Genomic DNA, 20,710 nt, shown 5'->3' with positions numbered 1-20,710 from the left:
GGGGTAGCGCGATACCGGCCAGCCAGGCGGTCGATCGCGGTTCGCAACCCGCTATCGATCTCGAAATCGACGGCGGCGCCGCGATACGAGGACTCCAGTGGACGCGGCCGGTCCACCGGCAGGTCGAGTTGCGCGGGCAGATCCGCGAGTTCGGTGCGCCAGAAGGCGATCTGGCGGGCCGCCTCGGACTCGGCGTCGGCATCCGCGCCGAGCCGGGCGTGCTGCCACAGCGCGTAATCGGCGTACTGCAACGGCAGGACCGGCCAGGCCGGTTCGGTACCGCGCAGGTGCGCGCGATAGGCGGCGACCAGGTCGCGCAAGAGGATGCCCATCGATACGCCGTCGGCCGCGATGTGATGGATCACCAGGACCAGGGTGTGATCGTCGGCGGCACTGCGCAGCAGCACGATTCGCACGGGCGCCGCGACCGTGACGTCGAATCCGGTGGTCGCGAGTTCCCGGACGGCCACCGGGAGGTCGTCCACGGACACCGGCACCGGTTCCCCGTGCACGGCGAGCGCGGGCCGGATGTGCTGGCGGGCGCCGTCGGAATCCTGCGGATAGCTCGTGCGCAGCACCTCGTGCCGGTCGAGTACGGCGGTGACGGCGGCGGACAGCGCGACGAGGTCGAGCGCGCCGCGCAGCCGCAGCGCCACCGGGATGTTGTCCACCGCCGCCGGATCGAAGCCGCCCGTCTCACCGGAACCGCTGCGCGCCAAGCGGTTCAGGAACCACATCCGGCGCTGCGCCGGGGACAGCGGGATCCGTTCCGGGCGGGGACCCGCGACCGGCGGTATCCGATCACCGCGGCCCGCGAGCGCGGCCAGCGCGGCCGGGGTCGGCCGGTCGAAGAAGTCGCGGACGTCGACCGTCGTCCCGAGTGCCTCGCCGATCCGGGCGATGGCGCGGGTGGCGATCAGCGAATTGCCGCCGAGGGCGAAGAAATCCGAGTCGGCGCCGACCCGCTCGACGCCGAGCAGATCGGCGAAGATCGCCGCGACCGCGCGTTCCGGCGCGGTGACGGCGGCCCGGAACTCCGGTTCGCCACCGCCGAACTCGGGTTCCGGCAGCGCGCGGCGATCCAGTTTTCCGTTGGCGCTCAACGGCATCCGATTCAGGACCACCAGCTGCGCGGGAATCATGTAGGCGGGCAGCCGGTCGCGCAGGCCCGCGACGACGGCCGCGGTGTCCACGGCGGTACCGGCGACCACATAACCGATGAGGTGATCGCCCGACGGGCGGCGGTGCAGGGTCACCGCCGCCTGCCGGATCCCCTCGTGCCGCAGCAGCGCGGCCTCCACCTCACCGAGTTCGATCCGCAGTCCGCGCAGCTTCACCTGGAAGTCGGTGCGGCCCAGATATTCCAGCTCACGCGGGCCGCCGTGCGGGGCGGGCAGCCGGCGGGCGAGATCGCCGGTGCGGTACATCCGATCGCCGGGCGCCCCGTCCGGCGCCGCGACGAAACGTTCCGCGGTGAGCACCGGCCGGGCGAGATAGCCGCGAGCGAGTTGCACCCCGGCCAGATACAGTTCGCCGACCACGCCGTCGGGCACCGGCCGCAACGCGTCGTCGAGGAGCAGCAGGTCGGTGTCGTCGGCGGCCGCGCCGATCGGGACGCCCGCCAGATCCGCGGCGGTGACCTCGTGCCCGGTCACGTCGACGGCGGCCTCCGTGGGCCCGTACAGGTTGTGCAGGGACGCACCGCTGAGGTCGCGGAAGGCCGCGGCGGTGGCGGCGGGCAGCGCCTCACCGGAGGCGAATACCAGCCGCAGCGAGTCGATCTCGGCACCGTGCCCCGAATCGGCTGCGGCGGAGACGAATTCGGCGAGCATCGACGGCACGAAATGTGCCACGGTGACCCGGTTCCAGGCGATCGCGGTGCGCAGATAGGCGGGGTCGCGATGCCCGTCGGGTTCGGCGATCACCAGGCGCGCGCCGATCTGCAACGGCCAGAACAACTCCCACACCGAGACGTCGAAGGTGACGGGTGTCTTCTGGAGTACGACATCGGCGTCGAGCAGCGGGTAGCGCCGCTGCCGCCAGCGCAGGTTGGCGACGATCGAGCGATGCGACACCGCGACGCCCTTCGGCCGTCCCGTCGACCCGGAGGTGAAGATCACGTAGGCGAGGTGGTCCGGCCGGGCGATCGGCAGCGGCCGGTCGAACCGCTCCGATTCCGGTGCGGCCGTGTCGATGTCGTCGAGGCACAGCGTCGGGACGCCCGGGTCGAATGCGGGCCGGTCGGCGGCGGTGGTCAGCAGCAGGGCCGGCGCGGCCACGGCGAGCACATATTCCAGGCGCTCGGCCGGATGGTCGACATCGAGCGGGACGTAGGCGCCGCCCGCCTTGTGGACGGCGTAGATGCCGACCAGCAGGTCGATCGAGCGCCGGATCGCGATGCCCACCAGCGTGTCCGGCCGCACCCCCCGTGCCGCCAGCTGCCGGGCCAGCCGTTCCGCGCGCCGGTCGAATTCGGCGTAGGTCAGGACCTCGCCGCGGAATTCGACGGCGGTGGCCTCGGGTGTCCGCGCGACCTGCTCCGCGAACAAGCCGGCGAGGGTGTCGGCGGGGGCGAGATCGGGCGACAGCACCTCCGCGGCGGCGTCGAGGGCGTCCGCGAGTAGTCCGGTCAGCGCGGCGGTCAGCGCGCCGGGATCCGAATCCAGCAGTCCGGGCAGCCGGTTCGCGACGGCGAGCTGCACGAGCGCGTCGGGAGTGAGCATCCCGCCGGTCGCCTCCGCGAGCGTCGCCACCTCGGTGGCGAGGTCGGCGTAGTCGACCTCGACGCCGTTGTCCCGCACCGCGATCCGGTCCGGCTCCAGACCGGCCACCGTGTCGATCAGGTCCGGAAGGTCGGCGATACCGTACGCGTCGCGCAGCGCCGCCCGATCGGCGGAGCGGGTGAAGGCAACCGATTCTGTGTGGGACATCAGTGACTTCCTTCCGAGATGATCAAGCCGCGGGCGCGATCGCCCAGGGTCTGCAGGATTTCCGCGAGTCCGGCGGCGCCGACGGCGGCCTGGATGCCGGGCAGCAGCCCGGCGAGCGCGATGTTGACCAGCGCCACGGGTGTGGCGGCGCCGCCCATCGCCCGGCCGACGGCGTCGAGTTTGCCGTGCAGCGCGCCGAATTCGATGTCGCGGCCGTCGTGCGAGAGGGCCACGGCCGCCGGTGCGATCGCGGCGGCGGCCGCGATCAGATCCGGTAGCCCGGCCGCATCGGGCACGGCCGCCGCGCCGATGCGGGGTCCGGACCGGGCGCGTTCCTCGCCGGTGCGGATGTCGACGGCCCGGATCGTGATCTCCGGATCCGCGGCGATCGCGGTGAGCACGGCGAGCAGCCGTTGCGGATACCACCGGACCGTGGATTCGTCGAAAATATCGGTGGCGTAGTCGAATCGCAGATCCAGGCCCGTATCCCCCGGCCGCTCGGCGACGGTGAGCTGCAGATCGTACTTGGCCTCCGGCATCGCCGCGTCGAGCACCTCGACGGTCGCACCGGGCAGTTCGACCGTGGCGGGACGGCGGTGGGCGAAGCTGAACAGCACCTGGAAAACCGGTGTGTGACTGCTGGTCCGGGTACGGCCGAGCGCCTCCACCACCCGATCGAAGGGCACATCGGCCCGGCCGAACGCGGCGAGGTCCTCGTCCCTGGTGCGGCGCAGCAGTTCCCCGAACCGCTGCCGCGGATCGATATCGCTGTGCAGGGCAACGGTATTGACGAACATGCCGATCAGGTCGTCGAGCGCGCGGTCGCCGCGGCCGGAGACCGGGACACCGACGGTGACGTCGCGGACACTGGCCAGTTTCGCGAGCAGCACCGCGAAAGCGGTGTGCAGCAGCGTGAACAGGGTCGTGCCGTGCCGGGCCGCCGATTCGGCCAGCCGGGCGCCGAGGTCGGCGTCCACCTCGGCGGTCACCGTCGCGCCGCGCATATCGCGGCGTGCGGGCCGGGGCCGATCGGTGGGCATCGGCAGCAGGTCGGGAACGTCGGCGAGGCGGCGGGTCCAGTAGGCGAGTTGATCGGCGGCGAGGCTGCCGGGATCGGTGTCGGCGCCGAGCAGTTCGTTCTGCCAGGCGCTGTAATCGGCGTACTGCACCGGCAGTTCCGGCCGGTCGGGTGCGGCGCCGCCGAGCCGGCCGGTGTAGGCGGTGATCAGATCGGCCGTCAGCGGGCCCAGCGAGAAGCCGTCGCCGCTGATGTGATGGACCACCACGACCAGGACGTATTCGTCGGTCCCGGTCCGCAGCAGTGCGCTGCGGATCGGTGGCGCGGCGGTGACATCGAATCCGGTGGCGGCGAATTCGCCGATCCAGCGCGACATCTCGGCGCCGCGGACGTCCGTCGGCCGCAGTTCGGGCAGCACCCGCTCGGCGGGCAGTACCTCCTGCACGGGTCCGTGCGCGGTGTCCGGGTACAGGGTCCGCAGGGATTCGTGGCGGCGCAGCACATCCCGGATCGCGGCGTCGAGCGCCGCGAGGTCGACGGCGCCGGTCAGCCGCAACGCCACCGGCACGTTGTACGCGGACGATGCGGGATCGAGCCGATTCAGGACCCACATCCGGGCCTGGGCCGGGGACAGCGCCGCGGGCTCGTCCGACTCGCGGCGGCGCAGCGGCGGCCGGTCGACGGCGGGTTCGGCGGATTCGGCCCAGCGGGCCAGCAGTTCCACCGTCGGCGCCTCGAAGGCGGCGGCGACCGGGAGATGTACCCGCAGCCGGGCACCGAGGCGGGCGGTGAGCCGGGTGGCCAGCAGCGAGTTGCCGCCGAGCCGGAAGAAGTCGTCGTCGAGTCCGGGTTCGGGGATGCCGAGGATATCGGCGAAGCCGGCCGCCACCGCGCGTTGCGCCGGTGTCGCCGGGGCGCGGTATTCCGTCTCCGGCCGTGGCGGATCCGGCAATCGGCCGCGGTCGACCTTGCCGTTCGCGTTGAGCGGCAACGCGTCCACGACCACGACGGCCGCGGGCAGCAGATATCGCGGCAGCTCGCGGGCCAATTCGCGCAGCAGCGTCTCCTCGGTGCGCGAATTCGCCTCGGGCACCGCGGCATAGCCGATCAGCCGATCGTCGCGGACCAGCGCGACGGCCGCCGTGACCCCCGGCCGGCGCAGCAGCGCGGACTCGACATCGCCGAGTTCGATCCGGAATCCGCCGATCTTCACCTGGAAGTCGGCGCGGTCCAGGTATTCCAGGATCCCGTCGGCCCGCCGGCGGACGATATCGCCGGACCGGTACATCCGGTGACCGGGCCGCGACGGGTCGGCGACGAACCGTTCCGCGGTCGTCGCCGCGCGGTCCCGGTAACCGTGGGCGAGTTGATCGCCGGACAGGTACAGCTCACCCGGTACCCCGATCGGCACCGGCCGCAACCGGCCGTCCAGCACGTGCACCCGGCTGTTCCAGACCGGTGCGCCGATCGGCACGGTGTGCTCGTGATCCTCGGTCACCTCGTACGAGGTGACCGAGACGGCCGTCTCGGTGGGGCCGTACAGGTTGTACAGCCGCGCGGTTCCGCGCGCGCGGAACTCGGCGGCGGTCGCGGGCGGCAGCGCCTCGCCGATGGCCAGCACGGCCCGCAGCGTCGGCGGCAGCGGTTCCGACGCCACCAGCAGCATGTTCACCAGGGACGGCACCGCGTGCAGGAGGGTCACCCCGTGCCGATTCATGGTCTCGCGCAGCGCATCCGGGTCGCGTTCGGCTCCGGGTGCGGTCACGATCAGCGCGCCGCCGGTGGTGAGCGCCGACCACAGTTCCCATACCGACAGGTCGAAGCCGGCCGGGGTCTTGAGCAGCGTGCGGTCCTCCGGGCCGAGCGCGAATTCCGCGCGCAGCCATTGCAATTGGTTGACCACCGCGGAGTGCGGAATCGCCACGCCCTTCGGGGTTCCGGTGGAGCCGGAGGTGAAGACGAGATAGGCGGTGTTCGCCGGCCGCAGCGGGGCGAGCCGGTCGCTGTCGCGGATCGGCGCGGCCGAATATCCGGACAGGTCCAGGCGATCCACGCGCAGGTCGGCGCCGCTCGAATCGTGCACCGCGGCAACATCTCCGGAGCGCAGCACGCAGACCGGACGCGCGGTGGCCAGGACCGCGGTGATCCGGTCCGCCGGATGATCGGGATCCAGCGGTACATAGGCGCCGCCCGCCGCGGCGACCGCGTACATCGCGACCACCAAGTCGGGCGATCGCCGGATCGCCAGGGCCACCGTGGTTTCCGGGCCGACCCCGGCGGCGATCAGATGCCGGGCCAGCCGGTTGATCCGGGCATCGAGCTCGGCATAGGTGAATCGCTGCCCGGATTCGCCCGTGGCGTCGATCAGTGCCACGGCGTCCGGGGTCCGCCGGGCCTGCGCACCGAACAGGCCGGGCAGCGTCGCCGCGGCGACCGGATGCTCGGTGCGGTTCCAGACATCCAGCAGTTCGGTGTATCGGGCCCCGAGCAGATCGAGATCGCCGATCACCGGATCACTGCCGCCGGCGACCGTCTCCAGTACGCGCAGCAGTTGTTCCACGATCCGCTGGGCGGTCGCGGCGGTGAACAGATCTTCGGCGTATCCGAGCGCGAGCTCGATACCGGCCGCCGCACCCGTGTCGGTGTAGTGATCGACGGCGAACAGGTGCAGATCGAATTGCGCCGTGCCGGTGTCCCATTCGAATTCCGACACCGACAGCCCGGGTAGTCGCAGTACGGCCCGTTCGTGATTCTGGAACGACAGGCCCACCTGCACTAGCGGGTGCCGGGCCGTCGAACGCTGCGGATTCAGTGCCTCCACGAGCATTTCGAACGGCACGTCGGCCCGGGAGAAGGCCGCCACGTCCGCCGCGCGCACGCGGGTCAGCAGTTCGCCGAACCGCTGCTCGGGACGAACCTCGGCCCGCAGCACCAGGGTGTTGACGAACATGCCGATCACGTCGTCGAGCTGAGCGTCGCCGCGGCCCGCGATCGGGGCGCCCACAGCGATATCGGAGCTGCCCGACAGTCGGGCCAGCAGCGCCGCGTACGCGGCGTGTACGACCATGAACAATGTGGCGCCCGCTGCCCGGCCCACTCGCCGCAGGCGAGCGTGCACGTCGGGAGCGACGGCGAGCGCAACCCGGCTCCCGCGCAGGCTCTGCCGGGCCGGGCGCGGACGGTCCCCGGGCAGATCCAATTGATCCGGCAGTCCCGCGAGCGTGGCGCGCCAGAACGCGATCTGCTCGGCCGCCGTCGACTCCGGATCGTTCTCGTCACCCAGCAGCGTCCGTTGCCACACCGCGTAATCGGCGTACTGCACCGGCAGTGGCGGCCACGACGGCGCGCCGCCGTCGAGCCGGGCGCTGTAGGCGGACATCAGGTCCCGGGCGAACGGTCCCACCGAGGAGCCGTCGGCCGAGATGTGGTGCAGCACCGCGACGAGCACGTATTCGCCCGCCGCCGTGTCGAGTTCGTACAGCCGCACCCGCACCGGGGGTTCGGCGGTCACGTCGAAGGCGGTCGTCACGAGTTGCCGGATCCGCTGTGCCAGATCTGCTTCCGTGACCCGCTCCGGCCCCCGCAGCACCGGGGCGTCCAGCGTGCGGATCACCTGTGCCGGACCGGAACCGGTTTCCGGGTACACGGTCCGCAGCGATTCGTGCCGGCCGACGACATCGTCGACCGCCGACCGCAGCGCCGCCACGTCCAGCGCGCCGGTCAGGCGCAGGATCAGCGGAATGTGATACGCCGCAACGGCATTGCCCGCGGTGGGGACCGATCCCGCGGTGTCGAACCGGTTGAGGAACCACATCCGCTGCTGCGCCGGCGACAACGGGATCGAGGCGGGCCGATCCCCGGTTCGCAGGGCCGGGCGGGCGCGCCCGGATCCGGTCGCCAGCGCCGCCAGGTCGGCCACCCGTGGCGATTCGAACAGCCAGCGCACCGGGACGATCACGCCGAGTGCGGCGCCGATGCGCGCGGCGGCCCGGGCCGCGGCCAGCGAACCGCCACCGAGCCGGAAGAAGTCGTCGTCGGCGCCGACCGTGTCCACCCCGAGCACCTCGGCGTAGACGCCGGCCACCACCTCCTCGGCCGGGGTGGCGGGCCGGCGGTGGCCGGCGGTCTCGAAGTGCGGGGCCGGGAGTGCGCCGCGGTCGAGCTTCCCGTTGACCGTCAACGGGATTCGGCCGATCACCACGATCGCGACGGGCACCATGTGCTCGGGCAGCCGGGCGGCGGCCCAGCGCCGCAATACTTCCGGATCCACCGCCGGGTCGGCGACGACGTAACCCACCAGCCGCTCGTCCTCGACGGTGTCGTCGCGCCGCACGACCACGACGGCCTCGCGCACCCCGTCGGCGGTCAGCAGTACTGCCTCGATCTCACCCGGCTCGATCCGGAATCCGCGCAGGTTGACCTGCTGATCCGCGCGGCCCAGATATTCCAGGTCGCCGTCCGCGGTCCAGCGCGCCACATCGCCGGAGCGATAGGCCACCGCACCGGCGCGGCCGTAGGGGTCCGCGACGAAGCGGCCCGCGGTGAGCGCGGGACGGCCCAGATAGCCGCGCGCCGCCTGGCCGCCGGAGACGTAGATCTCGCCGGGTACCCCGACCGGAACCGGTCGCAGGCGCGAATCGAGCAGGCGCACGGCCAATCCCGCGAGAGCGCCGCCGATCGGGCCGGTCGGCCCGCCCTCGGGGTCGAGCACATGCCGGGTGACATGCACGGTGGTCTCGGTGATCCCGTACATGTTCACCAATTCCGGTGTGCGCCCGTACCGCTCGAACCAGCCGGCCAGCCGCGCCGGTTCCAGGGCCTCACCGCCGAAGATCACCCGGCGCAGCCGGTACGGCGCCCGCGGTTCGGCGAGGTCCGCGGCGACGAGCTGATAGAACGCCGACGGCGTCTGGTTCAGCACGGTGACGCGCTCGTCGATCAGCAACTGCCGGAACTGTTGTGGCGACCGGGTGACGACGTGGTCGACGATCACCAGCAGGCCGCCGGTGAGCAGCGCGCCCCACAGCTCCCACACCGAGAAGTCGAAAGCGTAGGAGTGGAACAGCGTCCAGACGTCGTCGGGTCCGAATTCGAAGTCGGGCCCGGTGTTGTCGAGCAGCCGGATCACGTTGCGGTGCGGGATCACCACGCCCTTGGGCGTGCCGGTCGAGCCCGAGGTGTAGATGACGTAGGCGGGGTGCGCCGGGTGCAGTGCCCGCCGCCGGTCGGCGTCGGTGATCGGCCCGGAGTTCAGGCGATCCCAGGCGAGGGTGTCCAGATCGATCACCGGTCCGCCGAACCAGCCGCGCGGCAACGCGGTCCGGCCGCTGGTCAGCGCGCAGACCGGACGAGCGTCGGCGAGCAGCCATTCGATGCGGTCGGCCGGATACGCCGGATCCACGGGGAGGTAGGCGGCGCCGCTCTTGACCACCGCGAGCAGCGCGGCCACCAGTTCGGCGGACCGCGGCAACGCCACTGCCACCAGTGATTCCGGTTGCACCCCGGTGGCGATCAGCCGCCGTGCCAGCCGGTTCGACCAGGCATCCAGTTCCGCGTAGGTGAGCGAGGTCTCGCCGTCGCGGACCGCCACCGCGTCCGGATCGAGGGCCGCCACGGCGGCGAAACGAGTTGCGATCGTGCCGATCTCGGCGCCGTCGGGACCGCCGATCGGCCATTCGTACAGCGCGCGGCGCTGTTCCTCCGCGCTCAGCAACTGGATGTCGCCGACCACCACGGTCCGGTCCGCCGCGACGGCGGCCAGTACCTGTTCGAAGCGCCGCGCGAGCACGGCCACCGTCGCGGTGTCGAAAAGATCCTCGGCATAGGTGATCTCGATGTCGAGCCCGCCGGCACGGCCGTCCGACCCGAACTGCTCGACCACCGTGAACTGCAGATCGAACTTCGCCGCGGGCGCGTCCAGCGGCACCGGGCGGATGTCCAGGCCGGCCGCGTCGAAGGTGGGGACGGTGAAGTTCTGAAAGGTCAACGCCACCTGGAACAGTGGATGCCGGTGCGCCACCCGGGCCGGTGCGAGCAGCTCCACCAGCTGATCGAACGGCGCGTCCGCATGCGACAGCGCCGCGAGATCGTCGGCCCGCACCGCGTCGAGCACGGTCTCGAACCGGCTGCGGACATCGACCTCGGTGCGCAGCACCAGCGTGTTGACCACCATGCCGACCAGCTCGTCCAGCGCGGCGTCCCCGCGTCCGGCGACCGGTGTGCCGATGGCGATGTCGCCGGTTCCGGACAGCCGGGCCAGCAGTACCGCCAGGGCGGCGTGCAGCGTGCTGAACAGGGTGGTCTCGTGTTTACGCGCGAGTTCGCCCAGCTCGCTGTGCAGATCGGAGTCGATGCCGAGGCGGTGGGTGCCGCCGCGATGGGAGGGCAGCGGCGGCCGCGGCCGATCCGCGGGCAGCTCCAGCTGTTCGGGCAGTCCGGCCAGCCGGGTCCGCCAGTAGTCCAGCTGCCGGTGCAGTTCGGAGCCGGGATCGTCGGCGGCGCCCAATGTGTCGCGCAGCCACAGGGTGTAGTCCGCGTACTGGGCCGGCAGCGGCGCCCAGTGCGGTGCGTGCCCGGACCGGCGGCCGGTGTAGGCGGTGATCAGATCGCGGGCCAGCGGGCCGAGCGAGAAGCCGTCGGCGGCAATGTGATGCACGGTGATCGCGAGCACGTGATGGTCGGGTGCGAGCCGGAACAGGTTCGCGCGCAACGGAATTCCGACGCTCAGATCGAACGCGACCGCCGCCTGCGCGGCGAGTCGCCCGGACAGCTCCGCCGCCGTCACCTGTTCCACCGGCAGCGCCACGGGCGCCTCGGTGAGCACGAGTTGTTCGGGCCCCTCGGGTCCGTCGGGATAGATCGTGCGCAGCGACTCGTGCCGCACGATCACATCGGTGAGCGCCGCGGTCAGCGCGTCCCGGTCGAGCTCGCCACGCAGGCGCAGGGCCAGCGGGATGTTGTCCGCCGCCGTCGCCGGTCCCGAATCCGCACCGGCCCGATAGCGATCGAGGAACCACATGCGCTGCTGGCCCGGTGACAGCGGGACACGGGCGGGCCGGGTGCGAGCGGTCAGCGGCGGCCGCGCGCCGGCCCCGGTATATCCCGTCAGCCGGGCGGCCAGCGCCGCGACGGTCGGCGCCTCGAACAGCATCCGCACGGGGACGTGGGCCTCCAGTGCCGCGCCGAGCCGGGCCGCCGCCCGGGTGGCGACCAGCGAATTCCCGCCCAGTGCGAAGAAGTCGTCGTCGCGGCCGATTCCCGGGCGACCGAGCGGGATCGCGCCCAGCACCTCGGCGAACACCCCGGCAACGAGGCGCTGCTCCGCGGTGTCGGGGGCGCGGTACACCCGCTCCTCGATCGCCGGGGCGGGCAACGCCGCCCGATCCAGTTTGCCGGAACCGTTGACCGGCAGGGCATCCAGCACGACGAACGACTGCGGCACCATGTACGACGGCAACCGTTCGGCGACAACGCTTTCCACCGTGCCGAGGTCGACGACCGCACCCGCGGCGGGGACCAGATAGGCGACCAGCCGATCGCCGGTGTGCTCCTCGGTACGGACCACGGCCACCGCGCGGGCCACCCCGGCGGCGCTCGCGGCGGCGGCCTCCACCTCACCGAGCTCGATCCGCAGGCCGCGCAGCTTGACCTGGAAATCGTTGCGGCCCAGATAGTCCAGCTCACCGTCGGAAGTCCACCGGACCAGGTCGCCGGTGCGGTACATCCGGGTACCGGCCCGGTCCGCGGTCGCGTACGGATCGGCCACGAACCGGTCGGCGGTCAGATCCGCGCGACCCACGTAACCGCGCGCCAATTGCACACCGGCGAGATACAACTCGCCGGTGACCCCCGGTGGCACCGGCCGCAGCCGATCGTCGAGCACGTAGCCGCGGCTGTTGCGGACCGGCCGGCCGATCGGGACGAGATCCGGTTCGGCAGCGGTCACCTCGTGCCGGGTGATGTCGACGGCGGCCTCCGTCGGCCCGTACAGATTGTGTACGGCCGCGCCGGTCGCGTCCCGGAGCCGTTGTGCCGGTGCGGCGGACAGCGCCTCGCCGGAGGCGAACACCAGGCGCAGCGATCCGCATGCCGCGAGATCGCCCGCCGCCAGGAAGGCGGTCAGCATCGACGGCACGAAATGCACCACGGTGACCGCGGATTCGGCGATCAGCGCGCTCAGCGCGACCGGATCACGGTGCGCGTCCGGCGCGGCCACGACCAGCCGCGCACCGACCTGCAAGGGCCAGAAGAACTCCCACACCGACACGTCGAAGGTGGCGGGGGTCTTCTGCAGCACGACGTCGTCCGCGGTCAGGCCGTATTCGGCCTGCATCCACAGCAGCCGGTTGACGATCGCGGCATGCGGTACCGCGACCCCCTTCGGCCGGCCGGTCGAGCCCGAGGTGAAGATCACGTACGCGGTATCGGCCGGGCGCAGCGGCGACCGCCGATCCGAATCCGTCACCGGCGCACCGGAATACTCGGCCAGATCGAGCATGTCCAGCCGCACGGCGGTGAGGTCCGGCAGTTCGCCCTCGGCGCCGGCGACCAGCACGCACACCGGATTGACGGTGTCGAGGATGTGCCGGAGGCGGTCGGCCGGCTGATCCGGATCCAGCGGCACGTAGGCGCCACCCGCCGCGACCACCGCGTGGATACCGATCACCAGGTCCAGCGAGCGGCGCAGGCACAGCGCGACCGGCGTTTCCGGTCCGACCCCGCGATCGATCAGCCAGCGGGCCAGCCGCCGTACCCGAGTGGCGAATTCGCCGTAGGACAGGGTCGTGCCCTCGAACGTCACCGCCGGTCGGCCGGGATCACAGGCCGCCCGCGCCTCCAGCAGCGCCGGCAGCGTCGCCGCCGGGTCGCCGCTGCCCGGCAACGTGGCGGGCAGCGGCTCATCGGTGTCGTTCCAGCGCCGCAGCACCAGTTCGGTTTCCGCCGGAGTGAGGATGTCGAGCTCGCCGATGCGCCGATCCGGTTCGGCGGCAACGGTTTCCAGCAGCCGGCACAGTCGCCGGGCAAAGCCGTCCACGGTCGCGGCGTCGAACAGGTCGGTCGCGTACTCGAAGGTCGCCGCCAGGCCGTCGTGCTGTTCGGTCAGGGTCAGCTGCAGGTCGAATTCGGCGGTGCCGGTGTCGATATCGATCCAGGTGCCGGTCAGGCCCGGTAGTCGCAGCGGGGTGCGGTCGGTGTTGCGCAGGTCGAGCATCACCTGGAACAGCGGATGCCGGGCCGCGGAGCGCGGCGGATCGAGCACCTCGACCAGCCGCTCGAAGGGCAGTTCCGATCGTTCGAGCGCGCGCAGATCGCGGTCGCGGACGGCGGCGAGCTGCTCGGCGAAGGTCCGCTCCGGCGCGATCTCGGTGCGCAGCACGACGGTGTTCACGAACATTCCGACCAGGTCGTCGAGCAGTGGATCCCCGCGCCCGGCGACCGGCGTGCCGAGCGCGATGTCGCGTTGCCCGGACAGCTTCGCCAGCAGGACGGCGAAGGCCGTGTGCACCACCATGAACAGCGTCGCGCGGGATTGCCGGGCCACCGACCGCAGACCCGCGACCAGTTCCGGATCCAGCGAGAAGTGCAGCCGGTCACCGTGTCCCGAGGCGGTGGCCGGTCGCGGCCGGTCCAGCGGCAGCGGCAGGAGATCGGGCAGACCGTCGAGTTCGGCGGTCCAGAAGGCGATCTCGCGGCCGATCCGGGACTCGGGATCGTCCTCGGCGCCGAGCAGTTCCCGCTGCCACAGCGTGTAGTCGGCGTACTGGACCGGCAGCGCGTCCGGCGCCGCGACCTCGTCCCCGGCGTGCTGCCGGTACGCCCGCAACAGATCCCGGACCAGCGGCGCGATCGACCAGCCGTCGGCGGCCAGATGGTGCAGCGACACTGCCAGGCGGTGCGTATCGGCGGCGGGATCGCTTCCGCCCGAGGATGTTTCCGGTTCGATGCGCAGCAGTGCGAACCGCAACGGCACCGCCGCGGTGACCTCGAATCCCTGCGCGGCGAAGGCCGCCACGGCAGCGCGTGCTTCGTCCGCCCGGACGGTCGCGGTCCGGAATTCGACGGCGACCTCGGGCAATACCAGCTGGTAGCCGACGCCGTCGCGCGCCGGATAGATCGTGCGCAGCGATTCGTGGCGGGCCACCAGATCGCCGACCGCGGCCCGCAAGGCGGCCGCGTCGACCCGCCCGTCCAGCCGGATCGCGGCGACCAGCGAATTCACCGCCGATCCGGCGTCGAACTGCTCCAGGAACCACATCCGCTGCTGCGCATAGGACAACGGCACGAATTCCGGCCGCGGCCGGGCCGACAGCAGCGGCCGCGCCGACACCGGGCCCGCCGACAGGCGAGCCGCGAGGGCCGCCACGGTCGGCTGTTCGAACAGGGCGCGCAACGGCACGTCGGCGCCGGACCAGGCCGACAGTCGTGCCGAAATGCGGGTCGCCACCAGCGAATTGCCGCCGAGGGCGAAGAAGTCGTCGCCGGCGCCGACCCGCGGCAATCCGAGCACCTGCTCGAAGACGGCCGCGACCGCGCGTTCGGCGGGGGTGACCGGCGGCCGGTAGGTCGCGGCCGTCACCACCGGTTCCGGCAGGGCGGCCCGGTCGAGTTTGCCCGACGCGGACAGCGGCATCGCGTCCATCCGCACGTACACCGCGGGCACCATGTACGACGGCAGCTGTGCCCGAAGGTGTTCCGGCAGCACCGCGCCTGGTTCGGCGAGGTCGGTGACGACGTAGGCGACGAGCAGATCACCGGTGTCGTGCCGGTGCAGCCGTATCGCCGCCGCCCGCACCTCGGGCCGGGCCGCGAGCGCCGCCTCGATCTCGCCGAGCTCGATCCGCTGCCCGCGCAACTTGACCTGGAAATCGGTGCGGCCCAAGTACTCCAGCACGCCGTCACGGCGCCGCCGGACCAGATCACCGGTCCGGTACAGGCGCGCGCCGTTCGCGCCGAACGGATCGGCGACGAACCGCTCCGCGGTCAGCCCCGGCCGCCCGTGATATCCCCGGGCCAGCTGGACCCCGGACAGATACAGCTCGCCCGCGACCAGATCCGGCACCGGCCGCAGCCGGGCATCGAGCACGTACGCGCTACCGCCGCGCACCGGCCGCCCGATCGGCACCGGACCGGTGGTGTCTGCCACCGGCGCATGCGTCGCGTGCACGGTGAATTCGGTGGGCCCGTACAGGTTGTGCAGCCGGGCGTCCGACACCTGTCCGAAGGCGGCGGCCACCTCACCGGCGAGCGCCTCGCCGGCGACGAGAACCGCACGCAGCGAGGCGATCTCGACCGGTGCGACGCCGGCGGCGAACATCGCCAGCTGCGAGGGTACGAACGAGGTCAGCGTGACCCGATGGGCCGCGACGAGTTCGGCCAGTCGCCGGACATCCCGGTGCGCCTCGTGCGGCGCCACCACCAACCGGCCACCGGCGCACAACGGCGCGAACAGTTCCCACACCGACACGTCGAAGGTGGCCGGCGTGCGGAACAGCACGACATCCGCGGCCCCGATCCCGTATTCGGCGCAGATCCATGCGATCTGGTTCGCGACCGCCGCATGTGACACGGTGACGCCCTTCGGGCGGCCGGTGGATCCCGAGGTGAAGATCACGTACGCCGGATGGTCCGGCCGCAGCGGGGCGAGCCGTTCCTCGTCCGCCACCGGCGTTTCCGCGCGGCGCCGGGTCGCGGGCCCGTCGACGGCGAGCAACGGCACACCCCAGCCGGCCACCTCGTCCTGATCCGGATCCGTCACCGGGCCGTCCGATCCGACGAGTACGCAGACCGGTCGCGCGGTGTTCACGACGTAGCGATTGCGCTCGGCCGGATGTTCCGGATCCAGCGGCACATACGCGCCGCCCGCGGCGAGTACCGCGTAGACGCCGACGACCAGATCCAGCGAGCGCCGAATGTGCAGCGCCACCACCGTCTCCGGCCCCACGCCGCGCGAGACGAGTTCCCGCGCCAGCCGATTCACCCGCGCGGACAGCTCCGCGTACGACAGCTCCACACCCTCGTACACGACCGCGGTCGCTGCCGGCGTCCGTGCCGCCTGCGCCGCGAAAGCCGCCACCACATCGCGCCGTTCGGAGTCGGAATCGCTCCGAATTGGTGGCGAGGATTCGCCGGTCGGCGTCCGGTGGCCCGTTCCCTCGGAGGTCTCGTGCCCGCCGGGGAGGATCCCGGCCGGCCGAATGCGGTCCAGCAGCGGCAGATCGGCGATCGGGGTGGTGTCGTCGGTGACGGCCGCGCGCAACAACCGGATGAACCAGGCCGCGTGGTCCGCGATGGTAGCCGGGTCGAAAAGGTCGGTGGCATAAGTGAATTCGGCGCGAATCCCCGCCGGTGCCGGACCTTCCCCGGGAGCGGCACCGGCGAAGCGCTCGGCGACCGTGAGTTGCAGGTCGAACTTGGTCGTCCCGGTGTCCAGGGTACTCGTGCGCACCGACACATCCGGCAGTTCCAGCGGGCCGGGCTCGGGGCCCGCCGCCGACAAGAGCACCTGGAACAGCGGGTGCCGGGCCTGGGAACGCACCGGGTTCAGCGCCTCGACCAGCTGTTCGAACGGCAGATCGGCGTGGGCGAAGGCGGCCAGGTCGGTGGTCCGCACCCCTTCCAGCAGCGCGGCGAACGAGGCGTCCGCGTCCACGGGGGTACGCAACACCAGCGTGTTCACGAACATGCCGATCAGATCGTCGAGCGCGCGGTCGCCGCGGCCGGCGACCGGCGTGCCGATCACGATGTCGTCGCCGCCGGACACCCGGGCCAGCAGTGCGGCCAGCGCGGCGTGCAGCACCATGAACACCGATACCGACCGGGTCCGCGCGTACTCGGTGACGGCGGCGTGCAGTTCGGCCGGGATCTCGTGTTCCAGGACCGCGCCGCGGCCGCTCGCGACCGCGCGGCGGGGCCGGTCGGCGGGCAGGTCGAGCTGGTCCGGCGCTCCGCTGAGGGTCTCGGACCAGTACCGCAGCTGCCGGGCCGCGAGCGAATCCGGATCGTCGGCCGAACCCAGCCGATCCCGGTGCCACACCGCGTAATCCGCGTATTGCAGTGGCAGCGGCGTCCATTCGGGCTCGGCCCCGGTCAGCCGCGCCCGGTAGGCGTGGCTCACATCGCGGGCGAGCACCGGCAGCGACAGTCCGTCGGCGGCGATGTGGTGCAGGACGACGGCCAGCACCACCTCACCACCGGTCTCGAACACCCGGGCCCGCAGCGGTGGCTCGTACTCCAGATCGAAACCGGCCGTGGCGAATCCGTCCAGTGCGGGCGGCAGGTCGGCGGCCGCGATCCGGACCGCCTCGACCGGTTCGGTGGGCCCCGGCTGCTGATGGGCGATACCGTCCGCGTCACAGGGGAATACGGTCCGCAGCACCTCGTGCCGCAGCGCGACATCCGTGACCGCGGCGCACAGCGCGGGCACCGACACCGTTCCGGTCAGCCGCACCACGAACGGCATGTGATAGGCGGCGCCGCCGCGTTCGAGCCGGTTGAGGAACCAGATCCGTTGCTGGGCAGGCGACAACGGGACCAGCGCCGGACGCGGCCGGATCACCACGCCGCTGTCGGTCTCGGTATCGGCCCGGTCCCGCTCGATCAGCTCCGCCAGTTGCGCCACGGTGCCGGCGTCGAACAGATCGCGCACGGTCAGCCGGCACCCCAGCTCGGCATTCAGCCGCGCCGAGACCTGGGTCGCCACCAGCGAATTGCCGCCCAGCGCCAGGAATTCGTCGTCGAGGCCGACCGGTTCGCGGCCGAGCACCTCGGTGAACACACCGGCGACCGCCAGCTGCACCGCCGTCTCCGGTGCGCGGTGCTCACCGCCGCGCCGGCCGGGCGCGGGCAGTGCGGACCGGTCCAGTTTCCCGGAGCCGTTGACCGGCAGGGCTTCCAGCACCTCGACGGCGGTGGGCACCATGTAGCCGGGCAACTCCCGGGCCGCGGCCGCGCGCAGTCGCGCGACATCGACACTGCCGGGTGCGGTTTCGACGACATAGGCCACCAGCTGTTCGGTGGCGGCCTCGGCGCGGACCACGACCACGGCCCGCGCCACCCCGGGCACCGCGCCCAGGACGGCCTCGATCTCGCCCAGTTCGATCCGCAGGCCGCGCAACTTCACCTGGAAATCGGTGCGCCCCAGGTAGTCCAGTTCGCCGTGCGGGGTCCAGCGCACCAGATCACCGGTGCGGTACAGCCGTGCCCCACGCGCGCCGAACGGGTCGGCGACGAATCGTTCGGCGGTCAGATCGGGCCGGGCGATATAACCCCGGGCGAGCTGTACCCCCGACAGATACAGCTCACCCGGAGCACCCACGGGCACCGGCCGCAGCCGCGAATCCAGTACGTAGAGCCGGGTGTTGGCCACCGGCGCCCCGATCGGGACCCCGGTGCGGTCCGCCGCCGTCACCTCGTGGGCGGTGACGTCCACGGCGGCCTCGGTGGGACCGTACAGATTGTGCAGTGTCGCGCGCCCGGACGCGAGCAGACGCTGTGCCAGCGGCGCGGTCAAGGCCTCCCCGGAGGCGAAAACCAGTCGCACCGAACGGGGCACCGCCGCGCTCGCGGGCACCCCGGACAGGAACGCGGCCAGCATCGACGGCACGAAATGCACGACGGTGACGCCGAATCGGGCGACGGTCGCGCGCAGGACCGCGGGCTCGCGGTGCCCGTCCGGCTGGGCCAGCACCAGCGTCGCGCCGATCTGCAAGGGCCAGAACAATTCCCACACCGACACGTCGAAGGTCGCGGGGGTCTTCTGCAACACCACGTCCTGCTCGTGCAACCGGTAGGTGGCCTGCATCCACAGCAGCCGGTTCACGATGGCGGCGTGCGGGACCGCGACGCCCTTCGGCCGTCCGGTCGAGCCGGAGGTGAAGATCACATAGGCCGGATGCGCCGGCCGCAGCGCCGTGCGGCGCTCGCGGTCCCACACGGGGCCGCCGGGCAGTGCCGAGAGGTCCAGTTCGTCGAGATACAGCAGCTCACCGGCCGGATCCGCGGGCGCGTCGGCCGCGGTGGTGAGGATGCAGGCGGGCCGCGCGGTCGCGAGCACGTACCGGTTGCGCTCGCCCGGGTGATCCGGATCCAGCGGCACGTAGGCGGCGCCCGCCGCCAGCACCGCGTACATCGCGATCACCAGCCGCGGCGAGCGGCGCAGGTGCAGCGCCACCCGGTCCTCGGGCCCGATACCGCGCGAGATCAGATGTCGCGCCAGCCGATTCACCGTCTCGGCCAGCTGTCCGTAGGTCAGCGCGGGTTCGCCGTCGAAGCGCAGCGCCACCGCGTCCGGGGTGCGGGCCGCCTGCGCGGCGAACAGCGAGACCAGCGTCGGCACCGGCCCGCCCGCCGGATGCAGCGCGGCATCGGTGGCGTTCCAGGTCCGGACGCTGACCTCGCGTTCCAGCGCGGTGGCCACCTCGACCGAGGCGAGCGTACGGGCCGGATCCAGTTCGACCAGCCGTTGCAGGAACCCCAGGAATCGTGCGTGGTGCCGGGCGATCTCGTCGGTGCCGTACAGATTCGGATTGGCCTCGAAGTCGATGTGCACGCTGTCGCGGTCGCCGTAGTACACGTTGAGGCTGAGATCCTCGACCGGTCCGGTGGACAGCACGTGGTAGCGGCCGGCGGCATCGCCGAGGGTCAGATCGCTCTGGAACAGCATGATGTTCGCGATCGGGCCGAACAGCGCGCGGCGCGCGGTGTGGGTGTCGCGACCGGCGTCGCGGCGGATGTCCTCGTAGCGGTAGCGCTGCCGGCGCAGCGCCCCGGCCACCTCGACCCGGGTCGCCTGCAACAGTTGGGCCCACGTCACGTCGCCGACCACCAGCCGCAGCGGCACGATGTTGGACAGCATGCCCGCGGACCGCCGCGCGACCGCGGTGGTCCGGGCCGTCACCGGCAGACTCAGCACCACCTCGTCGCGATCGGTCAATCGGGCCAGATAGCCGGCGAAGGCCGCGAGCACCACCACCGCCGCGGTCGAATCATGCGCGGCGGCAAGGTCGTTGAGGTGTTGCACCACGGCATCGGGCAGCGCGCGGCCGAACACCAGATTGCCTGCGGCCCGCGGCGCGTTGCGCCCGTTCAGCGTGGTGGCGCCGTCGAGTCCCCGCATCCGCTCGGCCCAGTACTCGCGATCGCGCTCGAACCGGGAGCTGTCCCGGTAGGTGTGCTCGGCCTCGACCAGTTCCCGAAGTCCGCCCGGCGACACCGATTCCGGCTCCGTGCCGAGCAGGCGCGCGGTGTACCGCTGCGCCACCCGCATGGTGTTGGTGAGCGCTCCGTAGCCGTCGAGCACCAGATGATGGGCTCGCAGATACCAGAACCAGCGCCGTTCACCCACGCGCAGTACGGCGCCCGCGAACAGCCGGTCGGTGAGCAGGTTCACCGGCGCGGTGTAGTCGGCGCGCATCCACTCGTGGGCCGCCGCAACCGGATCGCGCTGCGATCGCAGATCGATCAGCGGGATGTCCACCGGCAGAGCCGGATCCACCACCTGGTGCGGCCGGCCGCCGCTCTCCCCGAGTCGCACCACGGTGGATTCGTACTCGCGTGCGGAGTCGATCGAAACCTCTTGCACCACAGCAGGATCGAGATCGCCGTCGACATCCACGTATTGCGCGATGTTGATCGGCACGTCCGGATCGAGCAGCTGGGCATACCACACCCCGAGCTGTGCCGGCGCCAGCGGGAACGGTACGGGCTCCGGCATGCCGTCGCCCGGCCCCCCGGCCGTGATCCCACCCAACTCCGAATCCTGCAC

2 protein-coding genes (1 of these 2 running past the window's edge) are annotated in these 20,710 nt (G+C 72.0%); both read right to left on the bottom strand.

The window, feature by feature from the left end; genetic code table 11:
- Positions 1–2,930, bottom strand: partial view of a non-ribosomal peptide synthetase gene (locus tag G361_RS46280; protein WP_036496594.1) — the 5' end (the start) only. It extends 21,901 nt beyond the left edge of the window; 2,930 of the gene's 24,831 nt are visible here — the first part of the coding sequence; it begins with the start codon at positions 2,928–2,930; its stop codon lies off the left edge, out of view.
- The gene (locus G361_RS46275) at positions 2,930–20,710 is read right to left on the bottom strand and encodes a non-ribosomal peptide synthase/polyketide synthase (RefSeq protein WP_231387245.1); all 17,781 of its coding nucleotides are present in this window, start codon (positions 20,708–20,710) and stop codon (positions 2,930–2,932) included. Before G361_RS46275 ends, G361_RS46280 begins: the two co-directional genes overlap by 1 nt.

This window comes from Nocardia sp. BMG111209 (assembly GCF_000381925.1).
Taxonomy (GTDB): Bacteria; Actinomycetota; Actinomycetes; order Mycobacteriales; family Mycobacteriaceae; genus Nocardia.
This window is presented reverse-complemented; position numbering and strand designations above follow the sequence as displayed.